At 69.0% G+C, this 25781-nt stretch carries 27 protein-coding genes; 18 read left to right on the top strand and 9 right to left on the bottom strand.

The annotated features are described in order from the left end of the window. Window positions 1–50: 50 nt before the first annotated feature. Window positions 51–2849, top strand: a complete 2799-nt coding sequence (locus ACIA5H_RS12410) for an ATP-binding protein (protein WP_397075884.1) — start codon at window positions 51–53, stop codon at window positions 2847–2849. A 27-nt stretch (window positions 2850–2876) separates the two neighbouring features. On the opposite strand, the gene ACIA5H_RS12405 is transcribed toward ACIA5H_RS12410, so the two are convergent. Next, window positions 2877–3128, bottom strand: a complete 252-nt coding sequence (locus ACIA5H_RS12405) for a hypothetical protein (protein ID WP_397075882.1) — start codon at window positions 3126–3128, stop codon at window positions 2877–2879. 18 nt (window positions 3129–3146) lie between these two features. Between ACIA5H_RS12405 and ACIA5H_RS12400 the strand changes: the two genes are divergently transcribed. Both ACIA5H_RS12400 and ACIA5H_RS12395 read left to right on the top strand, forming a co-directional pair. Next, window positions 3147–3803 carry a hypothetical protein gene (locus ACIA5H_RS12400; protein WP_355073917.1) on the top strand — a complete coding sequence of 219 codons (657 nt, stop codon included), beginning with the start codon at window positions 3147–3149 and terminating at the stop codon, window positions 3801–3803. A gap of 158 nt (window positions 3804–3961) precedes the next feature. Beyond that, window positions 3962–5194 (top strand): MFS transporter, encoded by a 1233-nt coding sequence (locus tag ACIA5H_RS12395; RefSeq protein WP_397075879.1) that lies wholly within the window; start codon window positions 3962–3964, stop codon window positions 5192–5194. A gap of 74 nt (window positions 5195–5268) precedes the next feature. Here the strand turns inward: ACIA5H_RS12395 and ACIA5H_RS12390 are convergent, their stop codons facing one another. After that, window positions 5269–6282, bottom strand: a complete 1014-nt coding sequence (locus ACIA5H_RS12390) for an ABC transporter substrate-binding protein (protein WP_397076044.1) — start codon at window positions 6280–6282, stop codon at window positions 5269–5271. Between the two features lie 170 nt (window positions 6283–6452). Continuing rightward, window positions 6453–7958 (bottom strand): flavin-containing monooxygenase, encoded by a 1506-nt coding sequence (locus tag ACIA5H_RS12385; protein ID WP_379254409.1) that lies wholly within the window; start codon window positions 7956–7958, stop codon window positions 6453–6455. A 327-nt stretch (window positions 7959–8285) separates the two neighbouring features. On the opposite strand from ACIA5H_RS12385, the gene ACIA5H_RS12380 reads away from it, so the two are divergent. The 5 genes from ACIA5H_RS12380 to fabG all read left to right on the top strand — a co-directional run bounded on the left by ACIA5H_RS12380 (window position 8286) and on the right by fabG (window position 13884). Beyond that, window positions 8286–9431: an LLM class flavin-dependent oxidoreductase gene (locus tag ACIA5H_RS12380; RefSeq protein WP_379254410.1), complete on the top strand. Its 1146-nt coding sequence runs from the start codon at window positions 8286–8288 to the stop codon at window positions 9429–9431. 99 nt (window positions 9432–9530) lie between these two features. Next, the gene (locus tag ACIA5H_RS12375; protein WP_355073926.1) at window positions 9531–10952 is read left to right on the top strand and encodes an amino acid permease; all 1422 of its coding nucleotides are present in this window, start codon (window positions 9531–9533) and stop codon (window positions 10950–10952) included. Window positions 10953–11170: 218 nt separating this feature from the next. Beyond that, entirely contained in the window at window positions 11171–11788 is a 618-nt protein-coding gene (locus ACIA5H_RS12370) for an HAD family hydrolase (protein WP_397075875.1), read from the top strand. 180 nt (window positions 11789–11968) lie between these two features. Next, window positions 11969–13117, top strand: a complete 1149-nt coding sequence (locus ACIA5H_RS12365) for an acyl-CoA dehydrogenase family protein (RefSeq protein ID WP_356964311.1) — start codon at window positions 11969–11971, stop codon at window positions 13115–13117. A 14-nt stretch (window positions 13118–13131) separates the two neighbouring features. Continuing rightward, window positions 13132–13884 carry a 3-oxoacyl-ACP reductase FabG gene (fabG, locus tag ACIA5H_RS12360; RefSeq protein ID WP_397075873.1) on the top strand — a complete coding sequence of 251 codons (753 nt, stop codon included), beginning with the start codon at window positions 13132–13134 and terminating at the stop codon, window positions 13882–13884. A 78-nt stretch (window positions 13885–13962) separates the two neighbouring features. Here the strand turns inward: fabG and ACIA5H_RS12355 are convergent, their stop codons facing one another. Continuing rightward, the gene (locus tag ACIA5H_RS12355) at window positions 13963–14682 is read right to left on the bottom strand and encodes an SDR family oxidoreductase (RefSeq protein WP_379254414.1); all 720 of its coding nucleotides are present in this window, start codon (window positions 14680–14682) and stop codon (window positions 13963–13965) included. 15 nt (window positions 14683–14697) lie between these two features. Here ACIA5H_RS12355 and ACIA5H_RS12350 point away from each other — a divergent pair, with 15 nt between their 5' ends. Genes ACIA5H_RS12350 through ACIA5H_RS12335 form a run of 4 tightly spaced genes read left to right on the top strand, consistent with a single transcriptional unit; the run spans window position 14698 to window position 16802 of the window. Then, a complete protein-coding gene (locus tag ACIA5H_RS12350; RefSeq protein ID WP_397075870.1) occupies window positions 14698–15642 on the top strand; it encodes a helix-turn-helix transcriptional regulator in 945 nt (314 codons plus the stop codon). Window positions 15643–15663: 21 nt separating this feature from the next. Then, window positions 15664–16239, top strand: a complete 576-nt coding sequence (locus ACIA5H_RS12345) for a class I SAM-dependent methyltransferase (RefSeq protein WP_397075868.1) — start codon at window positions 15664–15666, stop codon at window positions 16237–16239. A 39-nt stretch (window positions 16240–16278) separates the two neighbouring features. Then, on the top strand, window positions 16279–16401 hold the full coding sequence (locus ACIA5H_RS12340) for a hypothetical protein (RefSeq protein WP_355073936.1): 123 nt from the start codon (window positions 16279–16281) through the stop codon (window positions 16399–16401). Next, window positions 16398–16802: a hypothetical protein gene (locus ACIA5H_RS12335; protein ID WP_397075865.1), complete on the top strand. Its 405-nt coding sequence runs from the start codon at window positions 16398–16400 to the stop codon at window positions 16800–16802. Before ACIA5H_RS12340 ends, ACIA5H_RS12335 begins: the two co-directional genes overlap by 4 nt. A gap of 15 nt (window positions 16803–16817) precedes the next feature. Here ACIA5H_RS12335 and ACIA5H_RS12330 read toward each other — a convergent pair whose 3' ends face one another. Genes ACIA5H_RS12330 through ACIA5H_RS12320 form a run of 3 tightly spaced genes read right to left on the bottom strand, consistent with a single transcriptional unit; the run spans window position 16818 to window position 19038 of the window. Further along, window positions 16818–17702, bottom strand: a complete 885-nt coding sequence (locus tag ACIA5H_RS12330) for an LLM class F420-dependent oxidoreductase (protein WP_355073940.1) — start codon at window positions 17700–17702, stop codon at window positions 16818–16820. Window positions 17703–17750: 48 nt separating this feature from the next. Continuing rightward, window positions 17751–17951: a hypothetical protein gene (locus ACIA5H_RS12325; RefSeq protein WP_379254422.1), complete on the bottom strand. Its 201-nt coding sequence runs from the start codon at window positions 17949–17951 to the stop codon at window positions 17751–17753. Window positions 17952–17961: 10 nt separating this feature from the next. Next, the gene (locus ACIA5H_RS12320) at window positions 17962–19038 is read right to left on the bottom strand and encodes an SDR family oxidoreductase (RefSeq protein ID WP_397075862.1); all 1077 of its coding nucleotides are present in this window, start codon (window positions 19036–19038) and stop codon (window positions 17962–17964) included. 110 nt (window positions 19039–19148) lie between these two features. Between ACIA5H_RS12320 and ACIA5H_RS12315 the strand changes: the two genes are divergently transcribed. The 4 genes from ACIA5H_RS12315 to ACIA5H_RS12300 all read left to right on the top strand — a co-directional run bounded on the left by ACIA5H_RS12315 (window position 19149) and on the right by ACIA5H_RS12300 (window position 21744). Then, the gene (locus ACIA5H_RS12315; RefSeq protein WP_355073945.1) at window positions 19149–19775 is read left to right on the top strand and encodes a TetR/AcrR family transcriptional regulator; all 627 of its coding nucleotides are present in this window, start codon (window positions 19149–19151) and stop codon (window positions 19773–19775) included. 61 nt (window positions 19776–19836) lie between these two features. Beyond that, window positions 19837–20148, top strand: a complete 312-nt coding sequence (locus ACIA5H_RS12310; protein WP_355073947.1) for a nuclear transport factor 2 family protein — start codon at window positions 19837–19839, stop codon at window positions 20146–20148. 43 nt (window positions 20149–20191) lie between these two features. Then, a complete protein-coding gene (locus ACIA5H_RS12305; RefSeq protein ID WP_397075859.1) occupies window positions 20192–21331 on the top strand; it encodes an alkaline phosphatase family protein in 1140 nt (379 codons plus the stop codon). Between the two features lie 89 nt (window positions 21332–21420). Further along, the gene (locus tag ACIA5H_RS12300; protein ID WP_379254426.1) at window positions 21421–21744 is read left to right on the top strand and encodes a hypothetical protein; all 324 of its coding nucleotides are present in this window, start codon (window positions 21421–21423) and stop codon (window positions 21742–21744) included. A gap of 4 nt (window positions 21745–21748) precedes the next feature. Here the strand turns inward: ACIA5H_RS12300 and ACIA5H_RS12295 are convergent, their stop codons facing one another. After that, window positions 21749–22171 carry an MmcQ/YjbR family DNA-binding protein gene (locus ACIA5H_RS12295; protein WP_397075857.1) on the bottom strand — a complete coding sequence of 141 codons (423 nt, stop codon included), beginning with the start codon at window positions 22169–22171 and terminating at the stop codon, window positions 21749–21751. 113 nt (window positions 22172–22284) lie between these two features. On the opposite strand from ACIA5H_RS12295, the gene ACIA5H_RS12290 reads away from it, so the two are divergent. After that, window positions 22285–23499, top strand: coding sequence for a transcriptional regulator (locus ACIA5H_RS12290; RefSeq protein WP_397075855.1), 1215 nt, complete (start codon window positions 22285–22287; stop codon window positions 23497–23499). Between the two features lie 71 nt (window positions 23500–23570). Further along, window positions 23571–24050 carry a DUF779 domain-containing protein gene (locus tag ACIA5H_RS12285; protein ID WP_379254430.1) on the top strand — a complete coding sequence of 160 codons (480 nt, stop codon included), beginning with the start codon at window positions 23571–23573 and terminating at the stop codon, window positions 24048–24050. A 68-nt stretch (window positions 24051–24118) separates the two neighbouring features. Here ACIA5H_RS12285 and ACIA5H_RS12280 read toward each other — a convergent pair whose 3' ends face one another. Beyond that, entirely contained in the window at window positions 24119–25672 is a 1554-nt protein-coding gene (locus tag ACIA5H_RS12280) for a succinic semialdehyde dehydrogenase (protein ID WP_397075852.1), read from the bottom strand. Window positions 25673–25781: the final 109 nt, after the last annotated feature.

Raw genomic sequence — 25781 nt, 5'->3', positions numbered from 1 at the left:
TAAACAGACCGAGAAGTATGAGAGCGAAGGGATACGGCAGAATCGGTGCCATGGTGGCGACAGTGGAGATCTCGGCTCGGGAAGCCGAGGTGCTGGCGCTGGTGGGGGAACATCTCAGTAACGCCGAGATCGGGGCGAAGCTGTTCATCTCCGTGCGCACCGTGGAGAGCCACGTCTCCTCACTCCTGCGCAAACTGGAGGTGCCCGACCGGCGGGCACTGGCCCAGCGCGCGTCCGCTTCGGTACGCGACGACCGGCCGCACCCGGCGCCGGTCCTGCCGAGGCCGCTGACTTCCTTCATCGGCCGCGGCCGGGAGCGCGCGGAACTGACCGAGATGATCGGCGAATACCGGCAGGTGACCGCGGTCGGTCCCGGCGGAGTGGGCAAGACCCGGCTTGCGCTGGCCGTCGCGGCGGAGATGGCCGCCGCGTACACCGACGGGGTGTGGTTCGTCGACCTGGTGCCGGTCACCAGCGCGGACACCGGCGTGATCGCCGGTACGGTCGCCCTCGCGCTCGGCCTCGGCGAGCAGCCCGGCCGCGGCATGGACGAGTCGGTGCTCACCGCGCTGGCCGACCGGCACGCCTTGCTGGTGCTGGACAACTGCGAGCACGTGCGCGACGGGGTGGCGCCGTTCATCGAACGACTGCTCGCGACATGTCCGCGATTGACGGTGCTGGCGACCAGCCGGGCCCGGCTGATGGTGCCGTTCGAGCGGGTGTACACAGTCGCGCCGATGTCCTTGGCCGGCGATGGCGACTCGGATGCGGTCCAACTGTTCATGGACCGCGCGGCGGCCGGCGGCTGGCCGCCGAATCACGCCCTTCGCGACCAGGTCGCCGCCTTCTGCGAGCGACTCGATGGTGTGGCGCTGGCGATCGAGTTGGCTGCCGCACGCTGGACGACGCTCGGGCTGGATGGTCTCGAAGCCGGACTGTCGGATCAGCTCCGGATGCTCGCCGGGGGACCGCGCGCCGAGGACCGGCACCGGTCGGTGCGGGCAGCGCTGGACTGGAGCCACGCCTTGCTGGAGCCGGACGATCGAGTGCTGCTGCGTCGGGTGTCGGTCTTCATGGGTGCGTTCACCGTCGAGGCGGCGGCGCAGGTAGCGGCGTCCGAGAAAGCCGTTGTCGCAGACGGATTGGCCCGACTCGCCGAGCAGAGCCTGCTCGCGGTGACAGCATTCCCGAGTGGGACCGGATACCGGGCGCTGGAAACCATCCGCCAGTACGGGACGGAGCAGCTCACGCAGGCCGGTGAACTGGCAGGCACCCGTGCGGGGCACCTCCGCTGGTGCCTGGCCGAGGCCGCCGAGCTGACGGTGGTGAAAGCGGACTGGCGGGCACGATTCGATGCGGTGGCCGACGACTTCCGCGCCGCGATGGCGTGGGCGGGCGATCAGCCGGAGCACCGCGCGGATGCCCTCCGCTTCGCCCAGCATCTGGGGCGACTGTGCTTCACCCGCAATCTGATCGGTGAGTCCCAGATGCGCTACGAGCAGGCGGCCGCGCTCGCCGACGACCCGTCCGCCGCCGCCTCGATGCTGCGCCATGCCGCTGCCGCGGCCGGATGTCAGATGCGGGGCGACGATATGCACCGCCTGCACCGCGCGGCCGCGGAGGCGGCCCTCAGGTCCGGCGACTCCGCCGGCGCCGCCCGCGAACTAGCGACCGCCGCTGCCAACGGCTACCGGTTCGCGAGTAAGTTCGTCCGGCCCCTGGCACCGGAGGAAGCCATCACGCTCATCACCGAGGCGCGGCAGCTCGCCGGTGCTGACCCGGCCGCCAAGGCCGCCGTGGCGCTGGCCGAAGCCGGACGAGCGCTCACCGATGCCCTCACCGGCCCACAGTCATCCGACGACCTCGTGCCCGAGACCATCGCGCGCGCCGAACGTGCCGTCGAACTCGCCAGGCGCACAGGTGATCCGCTCGCGGAGTCCGCCGCGCTCGACACACTCGCCGGTGCGCACAGCATGGCCGGTGACACCTTCGCCGCAGCAGCCGTCGCGCGCAGCCGAATGGTGTTGCTGAAGTCCGCTCCGCATACCCCGGCCGGTACCCATGAGCTGATCGACGCGCTCGGCGAGGCCGCCGAGGCCGGACTCGGCGCGGGTGATCTGCTGGGCGCGCGCCGATGGGCGCAGCAGCTCGCGGATCATCCGTTGCTCGCCGAGGTCGGACATCGCGCGACGAGCTGGCTGCTGGTGACCGACACGCTGGCGGGCAACGTCGAGGGGGTTCGCACCAACAGCATCCGGTTCCTGGAGTCGTGGCATCGGGTCGGCGATCCCGTCAAGTCGGTCCTCGGTCCGGCGGTAGCGGGGGTGGCGATGATCCACGACCTACGCGGCGACGATGACGCTCGGGCCGAATGGGACGCTGTCACAAGCCAACTCGGCACGTCACCAGCGCACACCCACGGCTACGGCGCGGTCTTCGATGCGCTCGCCCTGCTCCACCGTGGTCAGGTGAACGAGGCGCTGGAACGGACGGCATCCGAGCCTGGCGAGGTGTGGCGATGGGTCACGTGGATCTGGCTGCATTGGTATGTGGCGCTGCGCGCCGAAGCCGCCGTGCTCGCCGGGGCGCCCGATGCCGCCGATCGCCTCGCCGAGGCAAGGACCGTCGTCGCCGGAAATCCCCTCGCCGGGGCCATCGTGGAGCGCGCCGCGGCACTGCATGCCGGTGACCTGGAACGGCTGCTTGCCACGGCGGCCGCGTTCGACGCCGCCGGTTGCCGTTACCAGTCGGCGCGCACCAGGGTGCTGGCCGGTGGCGAGCATGCCGCACGCGGCGCGGCCGCGCTCGCCGAACTCGGCCTCGCCCCGATGGCGCCTATCACTTTGTGAACCGCCGTCTGCGCTGGCTCGCGCCTACTACTCCCGTCTCGACCAGCGACGGAACAACCGCCGGACACGCTCGCTGAGCCCCGGCGCGGGCTGTGGCTGCGCACGGACGGTTTCGACGTTCGCCGCGGCCGACGCCGCCTGGGCCAATCGCGCGTGCAGTTGTTCGCGCACCTGGTCCGGGGTGTAGGCACGGCGGCGGCGCTCGGCGCGCACCACCACGACACCGGTGGCGACCACACCGGCCACACCCGCCAATCCCACTGCCTTCCACCACCTCATACCGCATAGGCTACGACCATGACGGGGACGGGCATCGATCTCGACCGAGCGGTCGAGGTCACCAGGACGGGTGACATCTGGCTTTTCCGTGGCCATTCCACAGCCGACCGGGTGATTCGCATGACGACGAACAGTCCGGTGAACCATGTCGGGATGTCCGTCGTGATCGATGACCTGCCCGCGCTGATCTGGCACGCGGAGCTCGGACGATCACTCACCGACATGTGGTCGGGAACGGCGCACCGTGGCGCCCAATTGCACAATCTGCGCGATGCCGTGCTGGTCTGGGCACACCGCTACGGTCAGCAGGCATGGTTGCGCCAGTTGAACCCTCCCGCCACCCGCGCCATGGAGGACGGCGCGCTGCGCGCCATCGCCCGGCTCGACGGCACTCCGTTCCCCTCCACCGCGGGCTTGGCGGGGCGCTGGCTCCGCGGTCGTGCGCGTCTGCCCCGCAGGAAGACGAGTGGATCGACCGCCCGCGAGCTGGAGAACGCGTACTGTGCCGAAATCGTCGCCGCCACATACCAAGCGATGGGCCTGCTGCCCGAGCGCCGTAGTCCCGACTGGTACGACCCGGGCCGATTCTGGAGCGGAGACCGACTGCAACTATCCGGCGACTACGCATTGAGCGGCGAAATAGCCGTACGGACACCGGCTCGCACGGATTCCTGACGCGAACGCGAGAGCGGAACCCGGCGGTATCGAAATAAAAATCACCGCGATTTTCACAATATGGAGCGGGTGAGAATATCCGTACTATGGGGCCATATGGTCCCATCATCCTATCTGTGCAGGGCGCATTACTTACCGGCGCATATCCGAGTTGTCGTATGACCACCTACCGGCAGGACGGATCGTCGGTCGAACTTCCCTCACTTCGGCCATTGTTGTTCACCGTTTATGTACCCGCGGCGGCGTACGGGATCGGCATGGGGGCCGCGGCGCCCGTCATGGCACTCACCGCGCTCGACCTGGGCGCGTCGGCCGCCGTCGCGGGTCTGACCGTCGCCCTGGTCGGCCTCGGGCAGATACTCGGCGACATTCCCGCGGGCCAGGTCGTCGCCCGGCTCGGTGAGCGGATCTCCATCATCGCCGCGAGTACGGCGGGTTCGATCGGCGTGCTGTTGTGCGTGTTCGCACCGGCGGTGCCGATTCTGGGTGCAGGGCTGATAATCGTCGGACTGTCCAATGCGGTCTGGGGATTGGCTCGAATGAGCTATTTGTCGGAAGTGGTGCCGTTCGAACGCCGAGCGCGGGCGATGTCGTTATTCGGCGGAGCCATGCGACTGGGATTCTTCGCCGGACCATTTCTCGGCGCGGCCGCTATCACCGGCCTCGGCACGCGCGGTGGATTCGTCGTCCAGTTGATCGCCATCGCGATCGCCGGATGGCTGATGGCCCGGCTGCCGGACCCGCAGACCTCGGCCGCCGGAGCGATACCGAAACCGCCGCTGTCCCTGGTCGAGATCACGCGAGCACATCGCGCGCTGTTGCTGACGCTGGGAGCCGGGTCGCTGTTGATGGGTGCGGCGCGTTCGTCACGGGAAGCCGTACTGCCGCTCTGGGCCGATCATCTCGGCGTCGACGCCGCTACCGCGAGCCTGATCTTCGGCATCGGGGCGGGCCTCGATGTACTGTGCGCATATCCCGCAGGACATTTGATGGACCGGTACGGCAGGAGATTCATCGCCGTGCCGTCGTTGGTCATCCTGGCCGTCGCGTATTTGTCGGTGCCGCTGACCGATTCGGCGCTCACACTCGGCATCGCGGCGATCGTCATGGGGATCGGCAACGGCATCGGCAACGGTGTCATCATGACCATCGGCGCCGATATCGCGCCCGCCGCAACCCGTGCCGAGTTCCTCGCCGCGTGGCGGCTCACCCACGACGGCGGTTTCTTCGTGGGCCCGTTGGTGATCAGCGGATTGGCGGCGATCGGTCCGCTGGCCGTGGCGGTCCTCGCCATCGGAGGCGTGTCGGCCCTCGGCGCCGGGGTGATGGCGCGATACATTCCGGTGTACATCCCTTGGCCCAAACCGAGCTATCGCGCAGTTCAGCCGTAGTTACCGTTCTCGGCCGACCGAATGAGGAAGACGGATCGGGCTCGCGCGCAACGACACCCGATCCGTCGCATGCATTACTTCGGAGCCTGCGAGTTGTACTTGTTGGTGTAGAACTTCGACGGCTCGAACGAACCGGTGATGGCGCCGGTATCCCGCAACCAATCCTCCCAGCGCACGAAGTCGGCATCGACGATCACGCCGTTTACGGCAGGCACTCCGACCGAAAGCCAGTACTTCACCGACGAGGCGTCCTCCCCCGAACGCTTTCGCTTCTCGATGATTTCGGTGAACTTCGCGACCACCTGGTCACGAGGAGTCGTCTTCAGCCATTCGATCGCCTTGGCGACCCCGTCGACGAATGCCCGGACACTGTCGGGGTTCTTGGCGATGAAGTCGTTGCGGAACACGTACTGGCCGCCGTTGAAGAGGCCGAACTCCTCGTAGTCGGTGAAGACCGGACGAAGGCCGCCATTGGCGATCGCGCGCTGCTGGAATTGTCCGCTCAGCGCGGCCACGTCGACCTGGCCGCGCCGCACGGCGTCCTCGGTATTCGGCGGGGGCAGCACTACCAGCTGAACCGATTTGATCTGCTGCTCGTTGAAACCGGCCTTCTTCAGCGCCGTGTGGATGTCCGCCTCGGACTGACCACCCAGGGTGTTCACCCCGATCTTCTTGTCCAGCAGATCTTTCGGAGTTCTGATCGGACTGTTCTCGGGAACATAGAATCCGGTGAACGTCTTCTCATCGGATCCGTAGTAGTTCACCACCGCCGTGATCGGCGCACCACCCTGCGCCAGTTTCGCGACCGCGCCGCCGAACGCGCCGCCGAAATCGACCTGACCGGTCGCCGCCGATTGGATGTCCTGCGGACCGCTGATGGTATTGCCCTGCCATTCGAGCTTCACTTTGCCGTCGAAGAAGCCCAGATCCTCCGCGAGTTCGGGAATGACAACTTGCGAGGCCCAGCCTTGATACCGCAGGACCGGCACACCGCCGGAGGTGCGGACCTCCCCGCCACCGCATGCGGTCGAAAGCAGTGCCAGAGTTGTGGCGACTACCGCGCCTATTAAAAACTTACTGCGCGTTATCACGCTCATACTCTCCCTCGATACATCCGCCGACGCGCCATCGCGTCGCAGTGCAGCGATCGTTGAGCATGCGCTATTTCGTGTCCAGGGTTGTCTTCGGCGCGATTCGAAAACGACACGCACTCGCGGCAGGCACATCGTCGTGCCCGCCGCGGTGCGACGCCCCGCGATCAGGCGCTGCGCGTACCTTCCAGTGGCCGTGTGGCGGTCGACTTCTCGGTCCGCCTGAAGGTCAGCACCCCGTCTTCGAGCGCGCCCTTGCGCAGCAGCTTGCGATCGCGGAAGTAGTTGTTGATCACCTGCCACGGGCCATTGGTGCCCTGCCGCGGCATCACCGCGTCGCCGCGCCGGATGTAGCCGGAGGTCAGTGCCCCGCCCATCACCGAGTCGGCGCCTCGGTCGCGCTCGGTGGCGACGGCCTCGACCCGGGTGAAACCGTTCTTCCTCATGTGGTTGAGCACCCGGCAGAAGTACTCGGCCGCCAAGTCCGCTTTCAGCGTCCAGGACGCGTTGGTGTAGCCGAGCACCATCATCGCGTTCGGCACGCTGTCGAGCATGGCCCCCTTGTAGACCACCCGGTCCCGGGTCACCACCGGCTCGCCGTCGATCTCCAGGGTCATGCCGCCGAGCATCTGCACGCTCAGGCCGGTGGCGCTGATGACCAGATCGGCGGGCAGTTCCTCGCCGGAGGCCAAGCGGATGCCGGTCTCGGTGAAGGTCTCGATGCGGTCGGTGACGATGGAGGCCTTGCCGCTGCGCAGCACCTTGAACAGGTCACCGTTGGGAACCACGCACAGCCTCTGGTCCCACGGGTTGTAGTTCGGCGTGAAATGGCGCATGTCGATGCCGGGGCCGACCTGCATGCGCACGGCGGCCAGCAGGAGCTTCTTCGCCGCCTCCGGGTTGGTGCGGGAGAGTTGGAAGCTCGCGCGCTGCAAGGCGATATTGCGGGCCCGGCCGATCCGGTAGGCCAGCTTCTCCGGCACCTTGGCGGCTTTCATCCCCACCGCGACCGGGTCGTCGGCGGGCAGCGCGGTGATGTACGTCGGCGAGCGCTGCAGCATGGTGACGTGCGCCGCCGCGTCGCTCATGGCCGGGATCAGAGTGATCGCGGTGGCGCCGGAGCCGATCACCACCACCCTCTTGCCTGCGTAGTCGAGGTCTTCCGGCCAGTGCTGGGGATGCACGATGCGCCCACCGAAGTTCTCCTCACCGGGGAACTGCGGACGGTAGCCGTTGTCGTAGTCGTAGTAGCCGGTGCAGCCGACCAGGAAGTCGCTGGTGTGGATCTCGGTCTCGCCGGTCTGCTCGTCGACCGCCTCGACCGTCCAGGTGGCCGTCTCGCTCGACCAGCGGGCCGTGGTGACCTTGCGGCCGAACCGGATGTGCTCGGTGACGCCGTACTCGGCCGCCGTCTCCTCGATGTAATGGCGGATGTGCGGGCCGTCGGCGAGGACCTTGGTGCCGTTCCACGGGCGGAAGCCGTAGCCGAAGGTGTACATGTCGGAATCGGATCGGATGCCGGGGTAACGAAACAGATCCCAGGTGCCGCCGACGGCGTGCCTGCGTTCCAGGATCGCGTAACTGCGTCCCGTCTGCTCTTTGGTGAGATGGCAGGCCATGCCGATTCCGGACAGCCCAGCGCCGATGATCAATACGTCGACATGCCGCGTCATTGAGGTACTCGTTTCGTCCGGTCCGCCTCGCACACCTGAGGGTGCGTGCTGAGGCCAGATTACATGTTATTCGTGGTTACGTCTAGTCACGAATAGTGACACGTACCGAGACCGGAATAAAAACCGGCATGGTTTCAAATCGTGACCTGAGCCGGCGGTGCGCCCAGCATGGATCACTGCGGCGCGCCCACAAGGCGCACCGCCCGATCTGTCCCACCCGAGGTGCCGCGGGGCCGTTGTGGCCGCGACACCGGTTCGGGTCGCTTCGCGTGCGAGCTGGTCACCGCGGTGGCTCGGCCGCGGTCTCCGGAAGGGAGTTGGCTCAGCATGAGTCTGTCGTTCCACTGGTTCCTCCCCACTTACGGCGATTCCCGCGGACTGGTCGCGGGCGGGCACGGCACCTTCATGTCCGGTGACCGCCCGGCCAGCCTGCGGTATCTGAACCAGATCGGCGCCGCCGCCGAGGACAACGGGTTCGAGGCCGTGCTCACCCCCACCGGCGCGTGGTGCGAGGACGCCTGGCTGACCACCGCGATGATGGTGGAGACCACCGAGACGCTGAAGTTCCTGGTGGCATTCCGCCCCGGCCTGGTCAGCCCGACGCTCGCGGCACAGATGGCGGCCACCTTCCAGCGGCATTCCGGGGGCAGGCTGCTGCTCAACGTGGTGACCGGTGGCGAGCCGCACGAGCAGCAGGCCTACGGCGACTTCCTGGACAAGTCCCAGCGCTACGCACGCACCGGCGAATTCTTGCATGTGGTGCGGGAACTGTGGACCTCCACCGAGCCGGTGACGTTCGAAGGCGAACACATCCGAGTCGAGCAGGCACTGCTGAGCAATCGACCGGACCCGGTGCCGCCGGTGTTCTTCGGCGGTTCCTCCGAACCCGCGGGCCCGATCGCGGCCCGCTATAGCGACACCTACCTGACCTGGGGCGAGCCGCTGCTCGCGGTGAGCAGGAAGCTGGAATGGATCCGCCGTCTGGCGGTGGACCACGGACGCGTCCTCGACTACGGCCTGCGCATCCACGTGATCAGCCGTGACACCTCCGAGCAAGCCTGGGCCGAGGCCGACCGGCTGCTGGCCGGCATCGACCCCGCCGATATCGAGCGGGTGCAGGCGAACCTGGCGCGCAGCGAATCCGAAGGCCAGCGGCGCATGCTGGAACTGCACGGCGGCAGCACCGCACGGCTGGAGATCGCGCCCAACCTCTGGGCGGGCGTCGGCCTGGTCCGCGGCGGCGCGGGCACCGCACTGGTCGGCTCGCATGCCGAAGTCGCCGAACGGCTGGCCGAATACGCGCGCCTGGGCATCACCCACTTCATCCTCTCCGGCTATCCGCACTTGGAAGAGGCGTACTGGTTCGGCGAAGGCGTGCTGCCGATCCTGGAGCGCAAAGGCCTGTGGCGGCATCCCAACCGCACCGAGCACATCGCCGCCGCCACGCCCTTCGCGACGTCATCCGGCAGCTGAGCGCAACACCCCAGTTATTCCCACGCGCTGCTGCGCGGCGAGAATGGTCTATCTGTCCGGCACACCGGCCGCGACCGACGGACCGTTCCCGAGGGAGTCATGACCACCGCATCAGCCCGGCGATGGCGCCGCCGCCTGCCCGACACCGCGACCGAAGCGGGCGCGCCCACGCTGGCGCGCAGGCTCGGTCGGCTCGATCTCACCGCCATGGGCGTCGGCACCATCGTCGGCGCGGGGATCTTCGTCATCACCGGCGTGGCGGCCGCGGAGAAGGCCGGGCCCGCCATCATGCTGTCGTTCGCCTTGGCCGGAACGGTGTGCGTGCTGGTAGCGCTGTGCTACAGCGAACTCGCGGCGATGGTGCCGGTCTCCGGCAGCGCCTACACCTATACCTACGCGACCCTTGGCGAAGCACCGGCGTTCCTGGTCGGCTGGAACCTGCTGCTGGAGTTCGTCATCGCGGGCGCCGCGGTGGCGATCGGCTGGTCCGCGACCACGGTGTCCGCGCTCGATTCACTGTTCGGCATCACCGTCCCGCACGCACTCGTCGCGGGGCCCGGAGAAGGCGGCGTGGTGAACCTGCCCGCCGTACTGATCGTCGCCGCCGTCGTCGCGGTGCTGGTGGGTGAGGTGACGTTCACCGCCCGCATCACCAAGGCGCTGGTCCTGGTGACCATCGGTGTGCTGGTGCTGGTGATCGCCGTCGGCACCCCGCACGTGAGCGTGGACAACTGGACCCCGTTCGCGCCGTTCGGGCTCGGGGGGATCATCGGCGGCGCCGCGATCGCGTTCTTCGCCTTCCTCGGTTTCGACGTGGTCGCCGCGTCGGCGGAGGAGGCGCGCAACCCTCGGCGCGACGTACCCTTCGCCATCATCGGCACGGTGCTCATCGCCACCGTGCTCTACGCGCTGGTCAGCGCCGTGCTCACCGGCATGGTGCCGTTCGTGACGCTGAACAACAGCGCACCGATCGCCGCCGCGTTCGGCGCGGTGCGCATCGGCTGGATCGGCGACGTCATCGTGATCGCCTCGATCATCGCGCTCACCAAGGGTTTGCTGCTGATCGTGTACGCGCAGGTGCGGTTGATGTTCGCGATGTGCCGTGACCGGCTGCTGCCCTACTCCCTCGCGGCCACCGGCAAACGTGCCACTCCGGTGCGGCTGACGTTGCTGCTGGGAGCGCTCGGCGCGGTCATCGCGGGACTGCTGCCGATCGACATCGTGGTGGAACTGGTGAACATCGGCGCGCTGTCGGCGTTCGCGGTGGTGTGCGTGGGCGTGCTGGTGCTGCGCCGGGTGGAGCCCGAGCGCGAACGCCCGTTCCGCACCCCGCTGGTGCCCGTGGTTCCGGTGCTCGCGCTGATCGGGTGCCTGCTGCTGGCGACCACGCTGGATGCGCTGACCTGGGTGCGGTTCGGCGTGTGGGTGCTGGTCGGCATCGCGGTCTACCTCGGATACGGACGCAAGCGCTCCACCCTCGCCGAACCGCGGCTGGACGCCGCCCCGCCGACCGGATCCTGACTCGGCGATACACCTGACGCCGATTTGCACTCGCTGCCGAAACATTCTGCGGCACAATCTTTTATCCGGCATCGAGTGCATCGGCGGTTCCACGTGGATCACGACGGGCACCGCCACCACGCGACACGCTCCGCACGATCCCACCACTCGCGCGGCCGAGTTGTGAATCACAACATCCGGACCGGCACGCCGCGGCATGGGCGATTAGGGTCGGTCAGGTGACCTGGACCGTGGGCTTCGACCTCGACATGACGCTGATCGACTCGCGGCCGGGCGTCGCGCGGGCCATCGACCTGCTCGGCATCGAATTCGATCTGCCGCTGAACGGGACGACCTTCGTCGATCGGCTCGGCCCGCCGCTGGCCACCTTGCTCGTCGAAGCGGGCGCACCCGAGGATCTCGTTCCGGCCCTGGTGACCCGCTACCGCGCGCTCTATCCGACGATCGTGTCGAGCATTCCCCCCATGCCCGGCGCGCAAGCCGCGCTGGCGGCTGTCGAGGCACGTGACGGACGAGTGGTCGTCGTCACCGGCAAGCACGCCCCGCTCGCGCAGCTGCACCTCGCCGAACTCGGTTGGCGCGTCGATCATCTCGCGGGCGACCTCTGGTCGGCAGGCAAGGCGGCGACGCTGCGCGAACAGGGTGCGAATCTGTTCGTCGGCGACCACGTCGGCGACATGAACGGCGCGCGCGCCGCGGACGTCTTCGCGGTCGGCGTCAGCACCGGTCCGTGCTCGGCCGACGAACTGCGCGCGGCGGGCGCGGACGTGGTGCTTGCCGACCTCACCGAGTTCCCCGCCTGGCTCGCGACGGAATTCGGAGCGGTCACCGCTTAACCCACCTCCGATCACGGCTCCTCCCCTTCGGGGCCGCTCGCCCGGTCACCACGGCCATGTGCGACGGGCCGATAGCGGCACGACGCATTCGCGGGTGAAACGACGGTCGACCCAGCCTTCCGCGAACGCTCCACGCCGAAAACTTGCGGTGCAAGTTTTTTCTTCGCTAGCCTACCGCGCATGAACCTCGAACTGTCCGGCGAGCAGACGGCGGCGCGACAGCTGGCGGCCGATTTCGTCGACCGGGAGATCGCGCCGCACGCCACCCGGTGGGATCGCGACGAACAGGTGGACCGGTCGATCGTCGCCCGGCTCGGCGAACTGGGCTTCCTCGGGCTCACCATCCCCGAGCAGTACGGCGGCAGCGCGGGCGACCACCTCACGTACTGCCTGGTCCTGGAGGAATTAGGGCGCGGCGACTCCTCCGTGCGCGGCATCGTGTCGGTGTCGCTCGGCTTGGTCGCCAAGTCGATTCACCACTTCGGCACCGAGGAACAGAAGCAGGCCTGGCTCACGCGGCTGGTCGCAGGCGAGGCGCTCGGCTGTTTCGCGCTCACCGAGCCAGGTACCGGATCCGACGCCGCCCAGTTGCGCACCCGCGCGGTGCGCGACGGCTCGGACTGGGTGCTGTCGGGCACGAAGATGTTCATCACCAACGGCACGTGGGCCGATGTGGCGCTGGTGTTCGCGCGTACCGGCGGCGAAGGGCATCGGGGCATCAGCGCGTTCCTGGTCCCGACCGACTCCCCCGGCTTCACCGCGCGGGAGATCCACGGCAAGCTCGGGCTGCGCGGACAGGCCACCGCCGAACTCGTGCTCGACGGGGTGCGCGTCCCCGACAGCGCCCGCCTGCACGCCGAGGGCAAAGGCTTCACCGTGGCGATGGCGGCGCTGGCCAAGGGCCGCATGTCGGTCGCGGCCGGTTGCGTCGGGCTGGCGCAGGCGTGCTTGGACGCCGCCGTCGGCTACGCCACCCAGCGGGAACAGTTCGGCAAGCCGATCGCGGCCCACCAGTTGGTGCAGGAACTGCTCGCCGACATCGCGCTGGACGTCGACGCGGCGCGGCTGCTGGTGTGGCGGGTCGCCGATCTCGTCGACCGCGGCGAGGAATTCGCCCTGGCGTCCTCCAAAGCGAAGCTGTTCGCTTCCGAGGCCGCGGTCCGTGCGGCCGATCGCGCGGTGCAGGTTTTCGGCGGCTACGGGTACATCGACGAATTCCCCGTCGGCAAGTATCTGCGCGACGCCAAGGTGATGACCCTCTACGAGGGCACGAGCCAGATCCAGAAACTGCTCATCGGCCGCGCACTGACCGGCGTCGCCGCGTTCTGACAGGAGTACCTCCGATGCACCGCTTCACCGACCGGGTCGCCGTTGTCACCGGCGCGGCTCAGGGCATCGGCGCGGCCACCGCGCTGCGCCTCGCCGCCGAGGGCGCCGCCGTGGCCGTACTCGACCGCGAGGAGCCCGGCGAGACCGCCGCGCGGATCACCGCGGCGGGCGGCGTGGCGCGCGGTTACGTCTGCGACGTCACCGACCGCGCGTCGGTGCAGAACGTATTCGACCGTGTCGCAACCGATCTGGGCAGTCCGCAGATCTTGGTGAACAACGCGGGGATCACGCGCGACGACCTGTTCTTCCGCCTGACCGAGGAAGACTGGAACGCGGTACTCGCGGTCAATCTGACCGGCGCCTACCACTGTGCGCAGATAGCGCAGACGTTCATGGTGGCCCAGCGATACGGCCGGATCGTGTCGCTGTCGAGCCGGTCGGCGCTCGGCAATCGCGGCCAGGCCAACTATGCCGCCGCCAAGGCAGGCATCCAGGGACTGACCGCGACGCTCGCTCTCGAACTCGGGCCCTACAACATCACGGTGAACGCGGTGGCGCCCGGCTATATCGCCACCGCCATGACCGCCGCCACCGCGGACCGGGTCGGTGTGACGGCCGAAGACCATCAGAAAGCCGCCGCGGACCGTACGCCGCTGGGCAGGGTGGGACAGCCCGACGAAGTCGCCGCGGTCATCGCGTTCCTCGCCAGCGACGAGGCGAGCTACGTCAGCGGCCAGACGCTGTATGTCAACGGAGGCGCCCGCTGACTTGCGCGAGCCCGGACCGAGGCGCCCATCGGCCCGCACCTTCGGGACTTCGCCTCGGTAGCCGGTCCCGTCGTCAGCTCACCACGGGACCGGCCCGGTGCGGTCGAAGAACCCGCCGGTGGGTCCGTCCGGCGGGAGCGTCGCCAGCCGCACGATCGCGTCGGTCCCTTCGGTGACGGTCTGGAAGCCGGAGTGACCGTTCAGGTCCGTCGCGGTGTAGCCGGGGTCGGCCGCGTTGACCTGGATGCCGGGAAGCGCGCGGGCGTATTGCGAGGTGATCATGTTCAGCGCCGTCTTCGACGCCGGATACGGCAGGCCGAGCAACGTGGATTCGATCCGGGCCGGGTCGGAGGTTCGCGCCAGTGAACCGATACCGCTGGACACCATCACGATCCGCGGCTGCTCGGCGGCACGCAGCAGCGGCAGGAACGCGTTCGTCACCTGAACCGGACCGAAGACATTGGTTTCGAACACCGCGCGCATATCCGCGGCCTCGACTTGATCCGGCAGCTTCCGGGTCCCTCCGATACCCGCGTTGTTGATCAGCACGTCCAGCCGCGCGGTGCGCTGCCGGAACTGCTCGACCGCGGCCGCGATCGACGCGGCAGAGGTGACGTCGAGCGGGATGAACTCGACCGGCGCCCCCGTCGCGGTCAGCTCCGCCGCAGCCGCCTCCCCCAGCTTCTCGTCCCGCGCGGCCAGGAACACCCGCCAGCCCAAATCCGCCAACCTGCGGACGGTTTCGCGTCCCAAGCCCTTGTTCGCCCCGGTCACCAGGGCCGTAGTCGTGTCGTTCACGGGTGCCAGCGTCACGTGTCCAAGCAACCGCGCACCAGGGCTGCCAACTCCTGGGAGCAGCGCTCCCACCCCGGCGTCGACCGGCTGCGGCATGATCGGGATGTGGATCGAACCGAGCTGGCCGCGTTGCTCCGGCAGGCGCGCGAGCGAGTGCGTCCGGTGGACGTCGGGCTGCCCGCGGGCTCGCGCAGGCAGGTGCCGGGACTGCGGCGCGAGGAGGTGGCGCTGCTCGCCGGCGTCAGCGTGGACTACGTGGTGCGGCTGGAACAGGGGCGCGGTCCCCGTCCGTCCAGCTCGGTGCTGGCCGCGCTGGCCCGCGCGTTGCGGCTCAACGACGAGGACCGCACGCTGCTGTTCCAGTTCGCGGGCGCGGCGCCTCCGCAGGAGGGCCGCATCGACATGGTGGTGCGGCCCAGCGTCTTGCGTCTGCTGGACCGGATGGCGGATCTGCCCGCGCTGGTGCTGTCGGCGAAAGCTGATCTGCTGGCCTGGAATCCGATGGCGACCGCGCTGCTCGGCGATTTCTCCGTGTGGCCGCCCACCCAGCGCAACATCATCTGGCAGCGTTTCCTCGGCACCGAACCCGGACGGGTGATGATGACACCCGCCGAGGCCGACAATGCCGCGGCGTTCTCGGTCGCCAGCCTGCGCAGCGCCCGCGCGCGCTACCCCGACGATCCCGGCCTCCTACGCCTGGTCTCCGAACTGCGCTCCCGCAGTCCACGATTCGAGCAACTGTGGAACGCGCGGCGGTCGGGGCAGTGGCGCAGCGCGACCAAGACGATCGATCACCCGGACCTGGGCTCGTTGCGGCTGGACTGCGACACCCTGCTCGTCCCGGACACCGACCAAGCCGTCGTCGTCTATTCGGCGGCGCCCGGCAGCCGGGAAGCGTCGGCCCTGGAGTTGCTCCGGGTGACCGGTGCCCAGCGGTTCACGGTGACGGAGCCCAACGGCTAGCCACCGCCTTACGATGACAACGTGCGCGACGATCCCTACTGGAATCACAACACCCGCTACCACCCCTGGCTGTTGAAGCAGGTGCCACTCTCCGCGCGCACCGCCCTCGACATCGGCTGCGGGGACGGGCTGCTGGCGGGCAAACTGGCCGGACGCGGGTTGGCGGTCACCGGGATCGACGTCGACCCGGACATCATCGGCGCAGCCACCGCCACGACGGGCGTGTCGCTCGAACAGGCCGACTTCCTCGACTACGCGGGCTCTTTCGATGTCGTCACCACCGTGGCCACGCTGCATCATGTTTCGCTGCGGGCGGGGCTCACGGCACTGCGCGACCTGGTCGCGCCCGGCGGCGTGCTCGCCGTGGTCGGGGTGTGGAAGATGACGCCGCGCACGGACTTCCACTACTTCCCACTGGTGCCGCTCACCCGGGCGATGGACCTCGCGCACCGCGTCTCCTGGCCCAGTGCGCGAACGCGCGACCCCGTGGACGGATACGCCGAGATCCGCTCCGCCGCAGCGGAACTCCTGCCCGGAGCGCGCATGCGGCGGCGGCTCATGTGGCGCTACACACTGCTGTGGCACAAACCCGCGTGATCGTCCATCGCGAGGACGCACCCGGCTAGAGTCGTGGGCATGCCGCCGCTTCGGGAGCACAGACCGCGAAAGGCCATCCGCACGCTGCCCGACCACGCCGTGCCGACGCCACCGCTACTACCCGGCGAGGAGGTGGACGTACGGCACGCAGGCGCGGCGTGACCACCCGCGCACTCGGCGGAGTCGTCTTCGACGCCGCCGCCGTCGTCGCGTTCGCCAACCGCGCCAACTACGCCCAAGCGGTCGTCTGGGCGACGGTCGACGCGGGAAACACCATCGTCGTTCCGAGCACCGTTCTCGCGGCGGCGCGCACGCACATTCCGGCCGATCGGCTCGACCTCCTGGCCGTGCTGGTCGGCCTGCCGCACACCGTCGTCCCGTCGTTCGACCGCACCGTGAGCCCGCCGCTCACACCACTCGGCGGCGCGGCCCCCGCCGACGCCCTCGTCGCCGCGGGCCATGTCACCCGCGAGGCGGTCGCCCGCACCTGGCCCTGCCTGACCAGCCGCCCGAGGCGGCTCAGGCAGATCGATCCGCGCGTCATCATCGATCCGCTGCCGTGACTCGCGTCCGGCGGATCAGCGCAGCAACGCGATGACCGGGGCGAACTTCTCCATGCTGTCCTCGAGAACGGTGATGTAGGTGATGCCGTAGCGATCACGCCGATCGCGCAGGCGGTCGGCCATCTCCTCGGGAGTGCCCATGAGCAGGATCGGATGTTCCTCCGGGGAGTCGGCGACATCGGGCGGCAGCGCCGGACCGAAGACCTCCAGCACGCTCGCGCGCTCCTCGGGCGGCACCACCCGCTGCACGAGGATGTTGAACTCGACCTTGTCCAGCCGCGGACCGAGCAGATCCCGCACATAGGCGACGCGCTCCTCGATCTCGTCGAGCCCGGCCATCTGCAGTGGCCCGCCATTGCGCGCAGCCGCCGCGCCCGTGAAGGCGATGATGTCGGCGTGCCGCGCGGCGACGGCGAGCAAGCGATCACCCCATCCGCCGATGAGCACGGGCGGTCCCGACGGCTGCGCGGGTTGCGGCTGATACTCCGGATCGGCGAACAGGCCGCGCAATGTGACCACCGTCTGTTCCAGGTGCTCGACGCGCTTGCTCCCGCTTTCGAACGGGATGCCCGCTGCCTCGAATTCCGCCTGCACGTAGCCGGCGCCGAGCCCGAGTTCGACCCGCCCGTCAGTGAACTGGTCGGCACCGGCCACGTCGCGGGCCAGCAGGACGGGGTTGTAGAACGCGGTGTTGAGCACGAAGGTGTTCAACCGCACCCGCTCGGTCGCCTCGGCGGCCAGGATCATCGCGGGGAACGGCGCGGGCAGGCCGAGATGGTCGGCGACACCCACCACGTCGAAGCCGAGTTCCTCTGCTCGACGGCACTTTTCGATCCAATTCGACCTGGACTCGGGGACCACCATGTTGACACCGAACCGGAAGGGGCGCTGCGCAGTCACGTGTCCTGTCTAGCGAACCGGGCCGGACCGCCGTACTTCGGGGCCGATTCAGCACTGGGCGAGCGCACCCGCGGCCACCACGATGCCGAGCAGCGCGACGACAGCGGCGACCACCGGTACCGGCCTGCGCAGGGCCCGACGGACCGGGCCGGGAGCGTTGCGCGCTACGGCGTTCGCGCGCGGGGATCGACGGGCGAACCAGCGCCGCGTCATGGCGACCGTGGTGATGATCAACGTCGCGATCAGCATGCCCGCCTCCTCAGACGCGTACGGCGCGCGGCGCGACCGCCCGGGAGGTGGACTTGCCTCGCGGTGGTGCGACGATCCCGTGCTGCAGCAAGCTTTCGGCGGTGTCCAGCACGGTTTCCCGGACCGGGCGCATGGTCCAGCCCAGTTCGCGCCGGGCTTTCTCGGCGCTGAGCGACTCGGTGCGCCCCAGGGCCGGCAGGGTCAGCCGGACGCCTTTGTCGAAGATCGCTACGCCGCGCACCAGCCAATTCGGCAACTGTCTGGTCGGCACCCGGAATCCGCGCGGCCCGAATTCCTCGGTGAGGATGCGCGCCATTTCCCCCATCCACAGGTGCTCGCCCGCGCAGATGTAGCGGTTGCCTGCGGCCTCCGGCGTTTCCAGGGCGAGCCGATGCGCCACGGCGAGATCGCGCACGTCGACCGGCGCCCAGCCGACGCGGGGCGTGCCGGGCACGTCCCCGGCGAGCAGTCTCCGTATGGGCTCGTGCGAGGTGCTCGTCGTGGTGGACAGCACCGGCCCCAGCACCATTCCCGGGTTGACGACGACCAGTTCGAATCGCTCACCCGCCGGAAGCCGTGCGACGAAATCCCAGGCCGCCCGCTCGGCCAGCGTCTTGCTCTTCTGATAGGCCGGGCTGCGCTCGACCACCGTCCAGTCGGCCTCGGTGCGCAGAACGTCCTCGGTGTGCCCGGCGACGATCGCCGCGATCGAGGAGGTGAGCACCACCCGGCGGACGGTGCCCGCGGCGGCGCAGGCGCGCAGCACGCGCAGCGTTCCTTCGACCGCCGTGTCGATGAGTTCTCGCTCGTCGTCGGGCGGGGTGGTGGGGAACGGGGAGGCGACGTGCAGCACCGCGGCGCTACCCGCGACGGCGGCTGCCCAGCCGTCGTCGCCGTTCAGGTCGGCTTGCGCGAACTCCAGTTCGCTCCCGGTTCGCCGGGCCAGCTCGACCAGGTGTGCCCGTTTGCCGGTGTCGGCGAGGTCGCGAACCGTCGCGCGCACGGCGTAGCCATGCTCCAGCAATTCGGCGATGACGTGACCGGCGACGAAACCCGTTGCGCCGGTGACCGATACCCGTGTGCTCATTTCTTCATCCGTCTCGTGAAGTGGCTGCGCCGCACCCATCTGAGCGCCGCTCAGATAATCTAAGCACCGCATAGTTAGGTTGTCCAGGACACGTCGCATACGCTCGGACGGTGACGCGGACCAGTTACCACCACGGCGCCCTGCGCGACGCGCTGCTGGCCGCCTGCCTGCGTTTGATCGAAACCGAAGGGCTCGCCGCGGTCAGCCTGCGCCGGGTGGCTCGCGAGGCAGGCGTGAGCACCGCGGCGCCGTACCACCACTTCCCCGACCGAGCCGCGCTGCTGGCAACACTGTCCACCCAGGGTTTCCAGATGCTCGGAGCGCAACTGGCGGCCGCCCGCGCCGAGGCGGAAACGCCCATGGCCGCCCTGACCGCGCTGGCGAACACCTACGTGCGGTTCTCCCGCGAGCAACCGGCCTACTTCCGCCTGATGTTCCGGCCCGAACTCTCCCAGCCCGACAAGCATCCCGACACCATGGCAGCCGGCGACGCGGCTTTCGGAGTGCTGGCCGACGCGATCACGGAGTGCGTTCGCGCGGGCGCGCTGCCCGCCGACAAAGCCGACACACTGGCCGTCATGTTCTGGGGACTCGGCCACGGCCTGGCCTCGCTGTGGCTGGACGGACAGCTGGAGAAGCGCGCGGGACAGTTCGGCACCACCGGCTCGGCGTTGGTGGACGACGTGATGCGGACCTTCGCGACATTGATCGAACCCGGCGCGCCGCCGCTGCCCTAGAGTGAACGCCAGACGTTTGCTCCTCCGATGCTCCCCACACCGATCCGAGAGGACGACACGGATGACCGCGCAGCTGGATCCGACGGTGCAGGAGTTCGTCGACGCGCTCAACGCCAATGATCAAGACCGGTTCTACGCGGTGCTCACCGACGACGCCACCATGTCCGACGACGGTGTGGAGCGCAACCTCGCCCAGTGGACCGAAGCGGAGATCTTCGACAGCAATGCCCGCATGCAAGTCGAGTCGGTCGGCGACGACGGCACCGAACTGGTCGCCGACTACACCAACACACGCTGGGGCTCGATGCGAACCACCTGGCGATTCGTCCTGCGCGAAGGCAAGGTGAGCCGTTTCGAGACCGGGCAGGCGTGAACGCCCTTGCCAGCCTGCCGTCCGCGTTGACATCCTGACCTTCGTGTTCGTCGCGCCGCGTTACGGTACGGGTTCCCTGGCCGACCTGTTCCCCTCCGTCCTCGCCGGTCTCGGCGTGCCCGGCGAGGCGGACCGCCTCGGGCTGGAGCTCGACGCCGACCAGGTCTGCGTCCTGCTGGTGGACGGGCTCGGCTACCACGATCTGGTCGCGAATCCCGCTGCGGCGCCCTTCCTGTCCGGTCTCGCGCCGACCTCGCTCACGGCCGGTTTCCCGACGACGACGGCCACCAGCCTGGCCTCGCTCGGGGTGGGCGTTCCTCCCGGCGAGCACGGCATCGTCGGCTATCTGTTCCACGTCCCCGGCTACGACTCGCTGTTCACTCCGCTGTCCTGGCGGCTGCACGGCGTACCGAAGTCCGACCTGCGGAAGGAACTCGCTCCGACGGAGTTCCAGCCGCGCACAACGGTTTTCCAGCGCGCCGCCGCCGACGGCATCGCCGTCGCCCAGGTGTCGCCGCGCGATCAGGCGGGATCGGGACTGACCGAGGCGGTTCTGCGCGGCTGCGAGTTCCGTCCCCAGCTGTCGTTCGGCGATCTCGTCGCCAATGTGAGCGAGGCGCTGCGCGCCGGTCCACGCTCCCTGGTCTACACCTACCACGGCGATCTCGACCTCACCGGACACGTGCGCGGACCCGCCTCGCGATCCTGGGAGTTGGAACTCGCCCATGCCGACCGGCTCGCCGCCGCGCTCGCCGAGGAGTTGCCCGCCGGAGCGGCGCTGCTGGTGACCGCCGATCACGGCATGGTGCTGCTGGACGACCGTATCGATTTCGACACCACTCCCGTGTTGCAAGAGGGTGTCCGGGCACTCGGCGGTGAAGCCCGCGCCCGGCACGTCTACACCGAGCCGGGCGCCGAATCCGATGTCGCGGCAGCCTGGCAGGCCACCCTCGGCGCGGACTTCGAGGTGCTCGGCAAAGCGGAAACCGTGCGCCGAGGCTGGTTCGGGCCCACCGTGGACCCCGCGATCGCCCAGCGCATCGGCGATCTGATCGTGGTCGCACACGGGCGGCGCGGCGTCATCCGGACCGGCGCGGAACCGCTGCAGTCCCGGCTGGTCGGTCACCACGGTTCGCTCACCCCCGCGGAGATCGACGTCCCGCTGTGCGTCTTTCGCGCCTAGCCCCTGTCGTGGTGAACATACGCCCGGGAGCGCTCTAGTCTGGAGTCCGATCGCGGCGGGCAGCGCCGCCGAACCTCAGGAGGAGTCCCATGAACGCCACGCTGTCACGGACCGGCCGAACCGGCCTCGGGATCGCGATGGTCGCCATGGCGCTCGCGGGCTGCACCGACATCGAACGCGCGCTCAACCGCGGCGGCGACACCCCGTGCAGCGAGTACATCAAGCAGGACCAGGACACCAAGCGCACGACGATCACCAAGTTCGTCAAGCAACAGAGCAAGGACGACCGCGAGCCGGCGGGGACCGTGGTGGACGCGACGATGGTCTCGGTCGACTTGCTGTGCGGCGCTCAGGCCAATGCCGACACCCCGATCAAGAACGCCGACGTCGCAGGCGTTTTCATCCGGAAGTGACCGCTCAGCGCGGCGGATGGGCGGCAAGCCAGTCCGCCGCGCGCTTACGCGAGGCCCGGGCCAGCCAGGCGTCCTGGATGACCTCGGTGAGCTCCCGACGGCTCAGTTCGCCGAGTTCGGCCGCGCGCACCAGGACCGACGGATGTCCGTCGAAATGCCGCGTGGTGAAGAACGGCGAGTCCGGGTCCTGGACCAGCGCCTGTTTGTCCGACTCCGACGGCACCCAGATCACGATCACATCGGCATAGCGCTCGCCGGTCGCCGGGTCGACCGCGTCCGGACGCGGATTGCGGAAGAACACGAACGATTTGCCCCCGACCTGGTAGATCGGGTTGCCGCGTGGTCCGTCGACGCGCGTCACGTGGGGCATGCCCGAGGCCACTGCGTGCACGTCGGCGAGGCGTGCACGTGGAGTACCGGTCGCCATGCCAGCAGCTTATGGCGTGACCAGCCGGTAGGGCTCGAACAGTTCGCCACCGTCACCGGCGTCCGCCAGAATGAGAGTGCGAATACGAGCTCACACGACGATGGGTCTTCCACGTGGCGCGGTTCCGCACCCTCACGCAACAGCGGGTCGAACTGGAAAGAGAATGGGAGCGTTGGGCGACGGCTCCGCGGGCGACACCGGAGCCACGGAACACCGTCCTGCGCAACGAAGTAGCGCAATCCTGGCGGCGGTCGTTGCACACCGTCGATCCGGGCACCACCGGCGCGCCGGGAGTGGACGACATCGGCGACCGCTGGGTCGCTTCCCCGTTGCGCGATCCGGTGACGGCGCTGGCGGGTGAACTGCGCGCCGTCACCGAGGACTCCGGTTATCTGGCCGTGGTCACCGACAGCGCGGGCACCGTCCTGTGGTCCTGCGGTGACCGCACCCTGCGCAGGCAGGCCGAGCAGGTCAATCTCGCACCAGGCGGCTGCTGGGACGAAAGCCATATGGGCACCAACGGCCTCGCCCTCGCGCTGCACACCGATCGCCCTGCCTCCGTGTTCTCCGCCGAGCACTTGGTCGCCGCCCTGCACGGCTGGGTCTGCTATTCCGCACCGATCCACGGCCCCGACGGCAGGCAGGTCGGGGCGCTGGATCTGTCCAGTACCTGGGACCGTTCCCATCCCGCGGTGCGGACCTCGGTGCGCGCGCTGGTGACGGCGGTGGAGACGATGTTGCGCACGGCCGCGCCCGTGCCCGAGCCGGGAATCCGGCTGGAATGTCTCGGCGCCGCGCGACTGGTGCGCGACGGCGTGCCGCTGCCCCTGCCCCCTCGGCAATTGGAGATCCTCGCGCTGCTGGCGCTCCAGCCGGACGGCTTCTCCCCGGAGCAATTGCACGCCGCCCTCTACGGTGACCGCGCGGTTTCCATCAGCACGCTGAAAGCCGACGTCTCGCACCTGCGCCGCGCGATCGGCGGCGAGATCAGCAATCGCCGTTATGCCCTCACCGGTCCGGTGTCCTGCGACGCCGTCGACCTGCTCGCCGCCGTCACCGCGGGCGACACCACCTCGGCGGTCTGGCTGTACCGGGGGCCACTGCTGCCCGGATCGGAAGCGCCCGCCGTGCTGCAGTGGCGTGATCATCTCGACGTGGGTGTGCGCACCGCCGTGCTCGCCGGGGACCGCGCCGAGCACGCGGTGGCGTTCGGCGAACGCGTGCCCCGTGACATCGCGGTGCACGAGCACGCGCTGCGGTTGCTGCCGCCCGACGACGTGCGCCGCGCCCTGGTCGCGGCTCGGCTGCATACCGCGCTGCGCGACTGAGATTTTCCCACCAACCTCGCACCAACCTCGGCGGACCATAGTGGGTCGGTCCGAGATATCTGCGAGGAATCATGAGCTACACCAGACCGGGGGCCGGACTCCGGCATCGCCGACTACCCGACGCCCGGCTCCGTCGCCCACGCGGTACGGCGGCGCACCGAACGCATCGGGTGGACATCACCGACCGCGCCAGGGCCGTGCTGCGCCATGTGATCGACCAGCACGGGGCCGTGCTGCTGCACCAATCCGGCGGACACCACGACAGCGGATCGCCCCGCTGCCTGCCCATCCGGGAGTCCCGGATCGGCGGCGAGGACGTTCTGCTGGGCAGCCTTCCCTGGCACACCGAATTGTGGATCAGCGGGGAGCAATACGAGCACTTGAAGCACGCCCACCTCACCGTGGACGTGGCCGACGAGCCCGGCGGCGGCCCCTCGGACGCACTCGAGGACATGCGTTTCGTCATCAGATCACGGCTGCTCACCGACGAAGAAGCAGCGGCGATGGCGGCGGGCGGGCCGCCGCGCACCGGAGCCGACCGGTTGGCGTGACCCCTGCACGACCGAACCGGCGGGTCGTCCGTCCGGGTGGGCACGACCACCCGGACGGACGTCGTGTCTCAGCGCCCGGGCAGGAAACGCAGACTCCGGGCCACCGTCATCAGGAACGGCTGCCACTTGCCCTTGGGGAACAGTTTCGGCGCGTCGAGGTTCATGAAACGGGTGACCACGATCGACTGCGGCTCGGTGAATTTGAGCAGGCCGTCCGGCCCGTGGCGGCGCCCCACACCGGAGATACCCATACCGCCCATCGGCGCCCCGGTGGTGCCCCATGCCGGCGCGTAGCCCTCGTCCACACAGACCGTGCCCGCGTGCAGCCGCGCCGCGATCCGCTCGCCTTCGGACTTGCTTCCCGCCCACACCGAGGCGTTGAGACCGTAGGCGGTGTCATTGGCCAGGCGCACGGCCTCCTCGACATCGTCGACCGGATAGATCGACACCAGCGGTCCGAAGGTTTCGTCGCGGCCGCATTCCATCTCGTCGGTCACTTCGCCGAGGACGGTCGGCTCGAAGAACAGCGGACCCAGATCCGGGCGGGCCTTTCCGCCGGTGAGGACCTTCGCTCCCTTGGAGGTGGCGTCCGCGACGTGCTTGGACACCGTCTCCAGTTGCGCTTCGGAGATGAGGCTGCCGATGTCGGTCGAATAATCGTAGGCGGCACCGAGTCTGGCGGCGTTCGTGGCGGCGACGAATTTTTCGGTGAACGCCGCGGCGACCTGACGCTCGACATAGAGCCGCTCGATCGAGATGCACAACTGCCCGGCGTTGGAGAAGCAGGCGCGCACGGCCGCCCGCGCGGCCTTGTCCAGGTCGGCGCCAGCGGCCACGATCATCGGATTCTTCCCGCCGAGTTCGGCGGAGAAGCCGATCAGCCTGCGGCCGCACTGTTCGGCCAGGGTGCGGCCGGTCGCCGACGACCCGGTGAACATCAGGTAGTCGCAGGCCTCGACGATCGCGGTGCCGACAACGCCGCCCGGCCCGGGGACGACCGCGAGCAGCTCCCGGGGCAGACCGGCCCGGTAGAGCAATTCCGCACTGGCCAGCGTGGAGAACGGAGTCTGGCTGTCGGGTTTGACCACCACGGCGTTACCCGCGATGAGCGCCGGTATGGAATCGCCGATCGACAGCAGCAGCGGGTAGTTCCACGGAGCGATGACGCCGACCACGCCTTTGGGCTGGTACCGCACGGAGGCGCGGTTGAGCACCGGAAAGGCGCCCGGTACTCGGTGGCCGCCCAGCAGGCTCGGCGCGATCCTGGCGAAATAGCGGGCCGCGAACATCAGGCCCATGATCTCTTCCTGGGCCGCCCAGCGCGCTTTGCCGGTCTCGGCCTGCACGACGTCCATCAGGAATTCACGGTGCTCCACCACCAGCGCGCGGTAACGATCCAGCACGGCGGCGCGTTCGGCCACCGGCTTGGCTGCCCAGCTCCGCTGCGCGGCCCTGGCCTTCTCGAAGGCGGCGGCGACATCAGCTGCCGTGCCGACCGGCACGCTGCCGAGCGGCTTTCCGGTGAAGGTCTCGGCGATCGTCCTGCGCTGACGATCTGCGGGCGCCTCGATCGCGGCCAGCGCGCTGAGGCGGTCGAATACATCGGCTTCCGGCGCGGGCATCGTTGCCTCCTACTTGTGAGTAACCGAGGGATACGGACAATCTACGCCGCGTTCGAGGCGCGCTGAACCGGCCACGGGAGGATCTCGGGGCGTATCGGGCCACGGCCGA

The sequence above is a fragment of the Nocardia sp. NPDC051900 genome (assembly GCF_044452545.1).
GTDB lineage: Bacteria > Actinomycetota > Actinomycetes > Mycobacteriales > Mycobacteriaceae > Nocardia > Nocardia sichangensis.
This window is presented reverse-complemented; position numbering and strand designations above follow the sequence as displayed.